We start from the raw sequence: 12,369 nt of genomic DNA, 5'->3' as shown, positions 1-12,369 counted from the left end.
CCGCAGGTCGCGCAAGTCCAGCAGCCGGTACTTCCGGGGTCTAGCGCGCCACCCAGCCCCGCTCGTACGCGTGCCAGCCCAGCTGCAGCCGCGTCGTCACGCCCGTCAGCTCCATCAGCCGCTTGACCCGGCGCTGCACCGTCCGCAGCCCCAGATCGAGCTGTTTGGCGACGCTCGCGTCCGTCAGGCCCGCGAGCAGCAGCGAAAGGATCTCCAGGTCCGCGCCGTCGGGTCCCTCGGGGGCGTCCTCGGTGACCGAGTGGCCGTCCTCGCCCAGCCGCAGCGGCAGCGCGCCACGCCACACCGCCTCGAAGAGCCCCGTCAGGGATTCGAGCAGGCCGCTCGCGTGCACCACGAGTGCGGCGGGCTCCGCCCTGCGCGAGGTCAGCGGCACCATCGCGAGCGAGCCGTCGGCGATCACCAGCTTCGTCGGGACGCGGTCCACGACGCGCACCTGTTCGTTGCGGCCGATCGCCGTCGACAGCTCGACGAGTCCGTTCGGGAGGGCGAGGACGGAGCGTTCGACCACCACGCGGTAGGTGACGCCACGGCCCGCGGCCTGCTCCTCCGCGTCGTTCTCCATGCCGGTGACCGCCACGGGGCTGCCGGTCACCAGGGCGCACACTTCGTCGCTCGCGCCGAGCTGGAGCTGGAGGAAGCGCTGGGAGACCGCGCCCGCGCCGGTGACCACCTCGACCAGGTCGTGCACCGCGGGCTCGGCGGCCTGTGCGCGGTATTCCTCGGCGAGGAGCTTCGCCGCGAGCTCCGCCTTCTCCAGCTCGTGCCGCTGCTGGGTCAGGAGCGCGCCGAGTGCGACGCCGGGCGGGGCCGCCACCCACCGGCCCGCCTTGCCGGAGGCCTGGGCCGCGAGGCCGTGCAGTTCCAGGCGGCGCAGCGCGCGCACCGTCTCCGGCTCGCCCAGCGAGAGCCGCCGCGCGAGATCGGGCACGTCGGCGGCGCCCACCGCCACCAGTGCGCGGTACGCCGATTCGTGCAGCTCATCCAGACCTATCGCAGCCAGCATGCGGCGACGTCCCTCCCCAAGGATCCGTTCGGACGGCGCCCTGGCGGAAAAGAGCCACGGCGTAAACCCGCCCCAGGACATCATCCCCGCACCCCCCGCCTCTCTGCCAAGGTGACGCCACCGCAGCACCAACGGCAGCCGGGATTAGGGCCTTTGGTCCCTTTTCGGCTGTGGTTCCGCATGCCCATCAACCCCTGGGGAGAGCGATGCGCCCGATATCGCGCACGGCCTTGGGGGCGGCGTCCGCCGCCGTCCTCGCCGTCACCGCGGCCGTCCCGTCCGTGGCCGCGCCACGCCCGGCCACGGCGGACACGAGTCCGCTGGTGGGGAGTGCCCCACGCGGCGAAGGGAGCTCCGTCGTCACCCTCGTCACCGGTGACCGCGTCCTCGTGACGTCCGACGGCAAGGGCCGCGCCGGTGCGAGCGCCCTGCCCGGCGCGGACGGCACGGTGCCCGTCGTCCAGACCCGGCAGTCCGGCAAGGACCTGTATGTCTACCCCGAGGGCGCCGTCCACGCGATCGCCGAGGGCAGGGTCGACGAGGAGCTCTTCAACGTCACCGGCCTCGTCCGGCAGGGCTACGACGACGCGCACGCCAAGAAGCTCCCGCTGATCGCCGTGTACGGCACGTCCGTCGACGTCACGCGCGCGGTGCCCGCCACGCCGCGCGGTGCCGAACGCGGACTCGTCCTCGACCCTGTCGGCGGGATCGCGCTGAAGGCCGACAAGAAGAAGGCCGCGGAGTTCTGGGCGGACTTCACCTCCGCCAAGTCCCGCTCCGGATACGGCGCGTCGGGGATGAAGAAGCTCTGGCTCGACGCCAAGGTCAAGGCCACCCTCGACCGGTCGACGAAGCAGGTGCACGCCCCCGAGGCGTGGGCCGCGGGCTACGACGGCAAGGGCACCAAGGTCGCCGTGCTCGACACCGGCGCCGACGCCGGACACCCCGACCTGAAGGGCCGCATCGGCGCGGTCAAGAACTTCACCGAGTCCCCGGACAACGAGGACCGCCAGGGCCACGGCACCCACACCACCTCCACCGTCGGCGGTACCGGCGCGGCGAGCGGCGGCAAGAAGAAGGGCGTCGCGCCCGCCACCGAGCTGCTGCACGGCAAGGTCCTCGATGACAGCGGCTCCGGCGCCACCTCCTGGATCATCGCGGGCATGCAGTGGGCCGTCGACGAGAAGGCCGACGTCGTCTCCATGAGCCTCGGCAACCCGGCGCGCACCGACTGCACGGACCCGATGAGCACGGCCACGGAGGAGCTCGCGCGGTCGAGCAAGGACACCCTCTTCGTCCTCGCGGCGGGCAACACAGGACCGAGCCTCAACTCCGTGTCCTCGCCCGGCTGCGCGCCGAGCGTCCTGACCGTCGGCGCCGTCGACCGCGACGACGCGACGGCCTCCTTCTCCAGCCGGGGTCCCGCGTACGGCTCGCACACCCTCAAGCCGGAGATCGCCGCTCCCGGAGTCGACATCTCCGCGGCGGCGGCGGGCGGCCGAGGCGTCTACGCCTACCAGTCCATGAGCGGTACGTCGATGGCGACCCCGCACGTCGCGGGCGCCGCCGCCCTGGTCAAGCAGCGCCACCCGGAGTGGAGCGCCCAGCAGATCAAGTCGGCCCTCGTGTCGTCGGCGGACAGCGCCATTCCCGGGGATGTGACCGAGACAGGCGGCGGGCGGCTCGACGTGAAGGCCGCCGTCGACCAGAAGGTCCTCGGTTCGCCCGCCGTACAGGGCGGCACCTTCGGCTGGCCCCAGGACCACTCGGACCGCACCACGGTCGACGTTCCGTACACCAACGCCACTGACAAGGCAGTGGAGTTGAAGCTGTCCGTGCAGGGCGTCACCGGTAACGACGGCTCCGCCGTACGGTCCGGCATCGCCAGGCTCGGCGCACCCACGGTGAAGGTCCCGGCGGGCGCGAGCGTCAAGGTCCCGCTGAAGCTCGACCCCGACGCGGACCTCAAGCGCTCCCAGTACGGCGACGTGACCGGCCGCGTCCTGGCGAAGGCCGGCGGCGTCGCGGTCTCCACCCCCTTCTCCCTCTACGTACAGCCGGAGACCGTCAGCCTCCGCGTGAAGCTCGTCGACCGCGCCGGGAAGCCCGCCGACGGGCCCTCGTCCGTCGACCTCATCGGCACCGACGACGCGAGCGGCGAGCGGCGCTTCAACGAGGGCGCCAACGACCAGACGTACCAAGTCCGCCCCGGCGCCTACTTCCTGACCGGCTTCATCGCCACGCCGGACGCGGACGGCGGCACGCTGACCGACTCGCTCACCCACATCGCCCGGCCCCAGGTCGAGGTGAAGAAGGACATGACCGTCACGCTCGACGCCCGCAAGGCACACCGCCTCACGGTCAGGACGGACAAGAAGTCCGAAGTGCGCGGCGCCACCCTCGGGTTCGCCCGCACCTGGGGCAGCGACCACTGGCTGCACGCGGGCACCGCGGCCGGACCGCGCTCCATCCGCGGCTTCTACCAGTCCGTCGAGGGCAAGGCGACCGACGGCACCTTCGAATCCAGCACCTACTGGCGCGCCGCGGCACCCCTGCTCTCCGAACTCTCCGTCACCGGCGGCAAGCAGCTGCACCCCGTGACCGCGTCCACCGGCTCGGCCAACCTCGACGGCACGGGCAGGGCGGCTCTCGTGGACGCCGGTTCCGGCACGCCCGCCGAGCTGGGAGCAGCAGGGGTCAAGGGCAGGATCGCCCTGGTCAAGGCCCCGGACAGCGGCGGCATGAGTGCCGTGGCGGCCGACGCGAAGGCCGCGGGAGCGGTCGCGGTCATCGCCCACCGCACGGCACCGGGGCGCTGGTTCCCCTCGGCGGGCCTCACCGGCGCCCCGCTGCCGGTCCTCGGCATCCAGGCCCCGGAGGCGGCCTCGCTCCTCGCCCAACTGGCCGACGGACCCGTCGAGTTGAAGTGGAAAGGAACGGCGAAGAGCCCCTACATCTACAACCTCGCCTTCCCCGAGACCGGCCAGATCCGCGACGACCGCACCTACCGGGTGCGGGACAAGGACCTCGCCGCGAACGAGGCCACGTACCGCGCGATGGGCACGGCCACGGACTACGTGGACCTGCCGTCCGCCGTCCGCCCCTCGGGTCTTGAGGTCTACTTCGCCGACATCGAGTCGGTCCCGGCCCCCGGCAAGCGCACCGAGTACTACTCGGCGGGCACGACCGGCTGGGGCCACCAGGTGTCCAGCAGCTTCCCGTTCGGGGAGTTCATGATCGACCCGGTGCGGACGTACGAGAAGGGGGAGCGGCGCACCGAGAAGTGGTACGAGGGCGTGCTCACCCCGGCCGCGCCACGTGACGCCGACGGGGGGCTCGGTCTCGCGGGGGAGCGGCAGGGCAACCTGATCGGTGTCGCGCCCGGATTCTGGGGCGACAGTGAACACGCAGGGATCCAGGGCGGGTTCGGCGACATCGGCAGCGTGGAGCTGAAGCGTGACGGCGAGGTCGTGGGGGAGTCGGGCTGGCCGTTCGGGGTCTTCACGGTCCCGGCCGCGGACTCCGCGTACGAACTCACCCTGAGCACCCAGAAGATCGGGTCGAGGGTGTGGCAGCGGTCCACGGGCACGCAGACCACCTGGGCGTTCCGTTCGCACCTCGACGAGGAGGCCTACTCGCAGGGGATCCCGATGCTGTTCCCGCGCTACGGGCTGCCAGAGGACGGCATGAAGACCCTGGCCGCCGAGGACGGCCAGAGGATTGAGCTCACGGCTACGGGGCACGCGGGCTACAAGCCCGGCGCGCTCAAGTCGGCGGCCCTGTCCTACTCGTACGACGAGGGCAGGACCTGGACCGAGGCGAAGACGTCCGCCTCCGGAGGCAGGTGGACCGCCACCGTCGACCACGCGGGCGCCTCGGGCAAGCACGTTTGGCTCAGGACCGAACTGCGGGATGCGAACGGAATTTCCGTCACTCAGACGGTGGCCCGCGCCTACGACGTGCGATAAACACACAGACACCGCCGGGCGGTCCTCCCGTGGGGGGTGGGTCCGCCCGGCGGCCCTCATCACTCTTCCGGTGGCCGGAATTTCCGGATGCACCGTTTTCGTACGGCCTTTGCGGTGGACAATAGGGGCATGAGCCAGCAGGGGGAGAGGCACGACGGGGCCTCCGGCCAGGAGGACGACTGGTGGGGTCAGCTCTACGACGACTCCGCTCATGACACGGGTCCGGCCGAGGCGGCCGACACCCTCGACGACAGGTTCGCGTCGGCGGTCACCGCGGCGGGCGAGGGCGCGGCCGATCCCTCGCCCGCGGGCGAGGTCGCGGAAGGAACACTTCCGCGCCCCGGCCGCTTCCCCGACCCGGAGCCGCCGCCCCCGGAGTTCCAGGACCGGCGGGGCACGCCGGGCGCCGCCCGGGACCTGGCTCCGCGGACGCCGGATCCCGCGCCCGCGGGGGAGCCGCCCGGCCTGGACGCCGGGGCCGGAACCGGAACCGGGACCGGAACTGCGCAAGACGAACCGTTCATGCCACGCAAGCCATCGGCGCCGCCCGCATCGGCGCCGATGTACGAGCCCCCACCCCCGCCTCCGACCCCGCCCTCACCCCCACCCGCCCCTCGCATTCGCCCGGCCGCCGCCCCCTGGGAGCCGCCCGCCGCGCCCGCGGGGCCGGTCACCTTCCCGGCGGGACCGACGAAGCTGCCCGGCGACCCGAGCCGCACCACCGCCGTCCCCGCTCCCCGCCCACCCGAGGAATCCGCGGCCCCGGAGCCGCAGGCACCCGACCCGGTGGAGCGGGAGCCGACCGTGACGGCAACGGCCATCGAAGCCGTCTCGTACGTGGGCGACGGGCCGCCCACCTACGACGCCGAGCCCACCGTCCTGCCCGCCGCCGACCCCGACGACCTGGGCGACCTGGTCGCCGACACCGTGCTCGACGGCGCCCGCTACGGCACCTCCACCCTGCGGGCCGTCTCCGTGCGCGGGGACTCCGCGCGCTACCGGGGCGAGCCGCGCCGTGACTCGCTGCTCACCGCGCGCTTCGGGACCGGCGATGCCGCGCTCGTCCTGGTGGCGATGGCCACCGGAGCGCGCGCCACGCCCGGCGCCCATCGCGCCGCGGCCGAGGCCTGCGCCTGGATCGGGCGGGCCGTGGGCCGCAGCCATCAGCGGCTCTCCGAGGACATCAGGGCCGCCCGGCGCGGCGACCTCAAGAGCGGTCTGCACCGGCTCACGGACCGCAGCCTCGGCAAGCTCCGCGCCCATGCGGTCGACCTCGGCATCGAGCCCGAGGAGTACGCCGCGTCCCTGCGCTGCCTCCTCCTGCCGGCTGACCCCGAATGCCGTACGCGCGTCTTCTTCGGTGTCGGCGGCGGCGGGCTCTTCCGGCTGCGGGACGGCACCTGGCAGGACATCGAGCCCCGCATCAGCGACACGGCCGGTGACGCGGGCCCGCCCGTCGTCGGGTTCGGTTCCGTGCCGCCGGAGACCCCCGAGGGCGACCGGCTCACCATGGACATGGGGATCATCACGCCCCCGAGCCCGTACGAGCCCGCCCCCGAGCCGCCGCCCCGCGAGCCGTTCCGCTTCCGGGCCTCCGTAGCCCGGCCGGGTGATGCCCTGATGCTCTGCAGCGGCGGCCTCGCCGAGCCCCTGCGCGGTGAGCCCGACCTCGCCGCCCACCTCACCCAGCGGTGGGCGAAGAGCGGCCCACCGGGCCTCGCGACCTTCCTCGCGGACGTCCAGGTCCGGGTCAAGGGGTACGCGGACGACCGAACGGCGGCCGCCGTTTGGGAGGCGTGAGGGCCCGGCCTGTGAATTCATGGAACCCAAGAGAGTCAAGGGGACTGAAGGGTTCGTGAAGCCATGGCCAAGCAGAACGTCGCCGAACAGTTCGTCGACATCCTCCACCGCGCCGGTGTGCGCCGGATGTACGGAGTCGTGGGCGACAGCCTCAATCCGGTCGTGGACGCGATCAGGCGCACCAAGGGCATCGACTGGGTGCAGGTCAGGCACGAGGAGACCGCCGCCTTCGCCGCGGGCGCCGAGGCCCAGATCACCGGCAGCCTCGCCGTCTGCGCGGGTTCCTGCGGCCCGGGCAACCTGCACCTGATCAACGGCCTCTACGACGCCCACCGCTCCATGGCGCCCGTCCTGGCCCTCGCATCCCACATCCCCTCCAGCGAGATCGGCCTGAGCTTCTTCCAGGAGACCCACCCCGATCAGCTCTTCCGCGAGTGCAGTCACTACAGCGAGATGATCTCCAACCCGCAGCAGATGCCGCGGCTGCTCCAGACCGCCATCCAGCACGCGATCGGGCAGTCCGGTGTCAGTGTCGTCACCCTGCCGGGAGACATCGCCGACCAGCAGGCCCCCGACAAGTCCCCGGAGAGCGCGCTCGTCACCTCGCGCCCCACCGTGCGCCCCGGCGACACGGAGATCGACAAGCTCGCCGAGATGATCGACAAGGCCGGCAAGGTCACCCTGTTCTGCGGCAGCGGCACAGCGGGCGCGCACGCCGAGGTCATGGAGTTCGCCGAGAAGATCAAGTCCCCGGTGGGTCACGCCCTGCGCGGCAAGGAATGGATTCAGTACGACAACCCCTACGACGTGGGCATGAGCGGTCTGCTCGGCTACGGCGCCGCGTACGAGGCCACCCATGAGTGCGACCTGCTCATCCTGCTCGGCACCGACTTCCCCTACAACGCCTTCCTGCCCGACGACGTCAAGATCGCCCAGGTCGACGTGCGCCCCGAACGCCTCGGCCGCCGCTCGAAGCTGGACCTCGCCGTCTGGGGAGACGTACGCGAGACCCTGCGCTGTCTCACCCCGCGCGTCACGCCCAAGACCAACCGCAAGTTCCTCGACAAGATGCTCAAGAAGCACGCGGACGCCCTCGAAGGCGTCATCAAGGCCTACACGCGCAAGGTCGAGAAGCACATCCCGATCCACCCCGAGTACGTGGCGTCCGTCGTCGACGAACTGGCCGCGGACGACGCGGTGTTCACCGTCGACACGGGCATGTGCAACGTCTGGGCCGCCCGCTATCTCACCCCGAACGGCAAGCGCCGCATCATCGGCTCCTTCAGCCACGGCTCGATGGCCAACGCCCTGCCGCAGGCGATCGGTGCCCAGTTCACCGACCGCAAGCGCCAGGTCGTCTCGATGTCCGGCGACGGGGGATTCTCCATGCTGATGGGCGACTTCCTCACCCTCGTCCAGTACGACCTGCCGGTGAAGGTCGTCCTCTTCAACAACTCGGCGCTCGGCATGGTCGAGCTGGAGATGCTGGTGGCCGGGCTCCCTTCGTTCGGCACGGCCAACCACAACCCCGACTTCGCCGCCGTCGCCCGCGCCGCCGGTGCCTACGGCGTGCGGGTGGAGAAGCCCAAGCAGCTCGTCGGCGCCCTGAAGGACGCCTTCGCGCACAAGGGCCCCGCCCTCGTCGACATCGTCACCGACCCGAACGCCCTCTCCATCCCGCCCAAGATCAGCTCCGAGATGGTGACCGGCTTCGCGCTCTCCGCCAGCAAGATCGTCCTGGACGGCGGTGTCGGCCGCATGGTGCAGATGGCACGCTCCAACCTGCGGAACGTGCCCCGCCCCTGACGTCGCGTCAGCGCCTCGGCCGCAGCCGCAGCGTCACGATCTGGAATGGACGCAGCGCCAGCACGAGCCCCGCGTCATCGGTGTGGGCCGGTTCGAGCGGACGCTCCAGGAGGTCGGTCACCTCGGCCGCGCCCACCGCGAACGACGTGGTGAGCGTGGCCGCGGCGCGTCCGCCCCGCGATTCGTAGAGCCGCACCACGACATCGCCGCTCCCGTCGTCCGCGAGCTTCACCGACTCCACGGTCACCGCCGGATTGTCGACGCTCACCAGGGAGGGCAGCACGGGCGCGTCGGCCACCCGCAGCGGCAGATTGAGCGCGAGCCCCTCCGCGACCGCGTCGCCCGTCGTCGCGCCGGGCAGCAGGGCGTACGTGAACCGGTGCGTGCCCAGGTCCGTCTCCGGGTCCGGACTGTGCGGGGCGCGAAGCAGCGTCAGCCGCACGGTGGTGCCGAGCCCGTCGCCGTGCGGGGAGCGCGTCACGTCATGGCCGTACGTCGAGTCATTGAGCACCGCCACGCCGTACGCCTCCTCGGCGACCCGCAGCCACCGGTGCGCGCAGATCTCGAAACGGGCCGCGTCCCAGCCGGTGTTGGCGTGCGTGGAGCGGTGCACGTGCCCGAACTGGATCTCGGCCGCGGACCGTTCGGCGTGCACGTCGAGGGGGAAGGCGGCCTTGAGGACCTTCTCCGACTCCTGCCAGTCGACGTCCGTGACGACGTCGACGCGACGGCTGCCCGCCGCGAGACGGATCTCCTGGGCGATCCGCGACGCCCCGAAGGACCGCACCACGCGCACGGCGACCCGCAGCGGCCCGTCCTCGACCAGCTCCACGGACTCGGCCTCGGTGAGGTCGGTGTGCGTGTTGCGGTAGTGCTTGTCCAGGTCCCAGGCGTCGTAGTGCGTGGGGTGGTCGGGGTGCAGCTGGAGGAGGTTGCCGCGCGTGCCGGGGGAGAGGACCTCGCGGTGCGCGTCGATGTCGTGCACGGAGGTCAGCAGTCCGTCCGCGTCGATGGCGACGCGCAGATGCTCGTTCAGCAGCTGGATGTGGCCGTCGGCGAGCAGCGCGGTCGCCCCGGTCTCCCGCGTGTACGAGGCGGCCTCCGCAAGACCCTTGCTCCCCAGGGCCGGAACATTGACGTGCACCAGGGTGCCGTCCTCGGCCGCGACGACCTCACTGCGCGCGTACGGCGACGCGTTGAGCGCGGTGGGGCCGCCCGGGCCGAGGGAACGGACCGCCGCCGCGGTGAGCTCATCGAGCTCGGCGAGCACGCGCGCATAGGTGTCGCGGGCCTCGCGGTGCACCCAGGCGATCGACGAGCCCGGCAGGATGTCGTGGAACTGGTGCAGCAGCACGGTCTTCCAGAGCCGGTCGAGGGTCGCGTAGGGGTAGACGTACGCGGGGTCGCGCACCGCGGCGGCCGTGCACCACAACTCGGCCTCGCGCAAGGCGTGTTCGGTGCGACGGTTGCCACGCTTGGTGGCCGCCTGCGTCGTGTACGTCGCGCGGTGCAGCTCCAGGTAGAGCTCGCCCGACCAGACCGGCGCCTTGGCCCCGTACTCCTCCTCGGCGGCGGCGAAGAACGCGGACGGCTTCTCGATCTCGACGCGCGGTGAACCCTCCAGGGAGCGCGTGCGCCGCGCCTTCTCCAGCATCTCGCGCGTCGGACCGCCGCCGCCGTCGCCCCAGCCGAACGGCACCAGGGAGCGGGACGCGTGGCCCTTCTCGGCGAAGTTCCTTTCCGCGTGGGCGAGTTCGGCGCCGTGGATCTGGGAGTTGTAGGTGTCCACCGGAGGGAAGTGCGTGAAGACCCGGGTGCCGTCGATGCCCTCCCACCAGAAGGTGTGGTGCGGCATCTTGTTGGACTGGTTCCAGCTCAGCTTCTGGGTGAGGAACCAGCGGATGCCCGCGAGCTTCGCCAGCTGCGGGAACGCCGCCGTGTAGCCGAAGGAGTCCGGCAGCCAGATCTCCTCCGTCTCCACGCCCAGCTCCTCGCGGAAGAACCGCATGCCGTGCGTGATCTGCCGGGCCAGTGCCTCGCCGCCCGGCATGTTGGCGTCCGACTCGACCCACATGGAGCCCACCGGCGCCCAGTTCCCGTCCGCGACGGCCTTCTTGATGCGCTCCCAGATGTGCGGCTGGTGCTCCTTGACCCAGGCGTACTGCTGGGCCTGTGAGCAGGCGAAGACCAGCTCGGGATAGTCCTGGGCGAGAGCCGTCACATTGGCAAAGGTGCGGGACGCCTTGCGCACCGTCTCGCGCAGCGGCCACAGCCATGCCGAGTCGATGTGGGCGTGCCCGGTGGCCGAGACCCGGTGTGCGCTGGCGTGGGCGGGACGCGCGAGGACCTCCGCCAGCTCGGCCCGGGCCGCTGCCGCCGTGCCCGACACGTCGTGCAGATCGAGCGCGTCGAGCGCGCGCTCCAGGGCGCGCAGGATCTCGTGGCGCCGCGGACGGGCGGCGTCCAGTTCGTACATCAGCTCGGACAGGACCTCGATGTCCAGGGTCAATCGCCAGACGTCCTCGTCCAGTACGGCGAGATCGGCAGACGCGAATCGGTAGATGAGGCCATCGCCCGCGGTCAGTACGTCGCCCAGGGGGGTCGGTTCGAAGTCGTGCAGAACGAGGGGATTGGCCGCCGCCTCCAGCAGGAGGTGCACCGGCTCGCCGCCCCGTGCGGAAGCTGCCACGGGGATGTGCCGGTTGCGGGGGTGAATCCCCTTGAGGGGGACGCCCGCCGCGTCATACACCAGGCCCTCCGCCTGGAAGCCGGGTCCGTCCCCGGTGAAGCCGGGGTCGACGACCACCTCGACGTGCCGTCCGCGCCAGGCGTCCGGCACCTGACCGCGCAGCCGGAACCAACTCGTTGACCAGGGTTTTCCCCAGGCGGTGCCCGTCTCGAAGGGCTCGTACGAGGCGTCGAGGGCCTCGGCGACGGGGACGGGTTCGCCCGGCGCGTGCCAGACCGAGAGGGTGAGCGGCACACGGTCCGCGTACTGGGCGGGGCGGATGAACTGCCGCAGGGCGCGCTCCAGGCGTCCCTCCACCAGCAGTCGGTCGTCGTGCACGGCGGCTCCTCGGAATGTTCGGGCGGGCCCCGTGCGGCGCTGCCGGGCCCGGTCAGGATCAAGAAGAAACGGTCCATCGCTTCACTTCCCCGCCGAGCTCGGGCGCACCCACTTCCATGGTTGACGCTTCGACATGAGTGCCGCCATCCGAGTGGGGCATGCATTCCGTGAGCGCGTTCGACCAGGGAGGAATGGACTCGTTTGTGGGCGGGGGTCATGACAAGGCAGGTAAGAGACGGAGGTCACCTTCATTTGGGGGCTTCCTCGCCGAAAGCAAGGGATGAGCCGATCGACGGCAGGCCGGTGGAGCTCCATAGGGCTCAACTCCGGCGCAGATTGGGGAGATCCGACCTACGCGCGGTCCCTGAGGTCAGGGGCGCGTTGCGCGAATTGCTCCGGACCTGGGGGAGGCCCGGACGATCCGAGATAGCCGAGCTGCTGACCAGCGAACTGGTCACCAACGCACTGGTGCATACCGACCGCGACGCCGTTCTGACGGCGACCGTGCGGCCGGGCAGGCTGCGCGTCGAGGTCAGGGACTTCGTCGGACGCCGCCCGAAGCTCTGCGTGCCGGACGCCGACGACAGCACGCACGGCCGGGGCCTGATGCTCGTGCAGTCCCTCGCCGACGCGTGGGGTGTGCGGGCGCACGGGGTCGGGAAGGCGGTGTGGTTCGAGCTGGACGGCGGCCCGGCATGAACCGG

6 protein-coding genes are annotated in these 12,369 nt (G+C 71.7%); 4 read left to right on the top strand and 2 right to left on the bottom strand.

The features are described from left to right. Positions 1-40: 40 nt before the first annotated feature. A complete protein-coding gene (locus AB0E78_RS30370; RefSeq protein WP_361839027.1) occupies positions 41-1,024 on the bottom strand; it encodes a helix-turn-helix transcriptional regulator in 984 nt (327 codons plus the stop codon). A gap of 206 nt (positions 1,025-1,230) precedes the next feature. On the opposite strand from AB0E78_RS30370, the gene AB0E78_RS30365 reads away from it, so the two are divergent. The 3 genes from AB0E78_RS30365 (at position 1,231) to AB0E78_RS30355 (ending at position 8,598) form a co-directional block, all read left to right on the top strand. Continuing rightward, positions 1,231-4,992, top strand: coding sequence for a S8 family serine peptidase (locus tag AB0E78_RS30365; RefSeq protein WP_361839025.1), 3,762 nt, complete (start codon positions 1,231-1,233; stop codon positions 4,990-4,992). A 129-nt stretch (positions 4,993-5,121) separates the two neighbouring features. After that, on the top strand, positions 5,122-6,792 hold the full coding sequence (locus AB0E78_RS30360) for a protein phosphatase 2C domain-containing protein (protein ID WP_361839022.1): 1,671 nt from the start codon (positions 5,122-5,124) through the stop codon (positions 6,790-6,792). Between the two features lie 63 nt (positions 6,793-6,855). Further along, the gene (locus AB0E78_RS30355; protein ID WP_361839019.1) at positions 6,856-8,598 is read left to right on the top strand and encodes a pyruvate dehydrogenase; all 1,743 of its coding nucleotides are present in this window, start codon (positions 6,856-6,858) and stop codon (positions 8,596-8,598) included. 7 nt (positions 8,599-8,605) lie between these two features. Here AB0E78_RS30355 and AB0E78_RS30350 read toward each other — a convergent pair whose 3' ends face one another. Next, positions 8,606-11,665: a glycoside hydrolase family 38 C-terminal domain-containing protein gene (locus AB0E78_RS30350; RefSeq protein ID WP_361839016.1), complete on the bottom strand. Its 3,060-nt coding sequence runs from the start codon at positions 11,663-11,665 to the stop codon at positions 8,606-8,608. A 216-nt stretch (positions 11,666-11,881) separates the two neighbouring features. On the opposite strand from AB0E78_RS30350, the gene AB0E78_RS30345 reads away from it, so the two are divergent. Beyond that, a complete protein-coding gene (locus tag AB0E78_RS30345) occupies positions 11,882-12,364 on the top strand; it encodes an ATP-binding protein (RefSeq protein WP_361839012.1) in 483 nt (160 codons plus the stop codon). The last annotated feature ends 5 nt before the right edge of the window (positions 12,365-12,369 follow it).

The sequence above is a fragment of the Streptomyces sp. NPDC032198 genome (assembly GCF_040636975.1).
Classification (GTDB): Bacteria; Actinomycetota; Actinomycetes; order Streptomycetales; family Streptomycetaceae; genus Streptomyces.
This window is presented reverse-complemented; position numbering and strand designations above follow the sequence as displayed.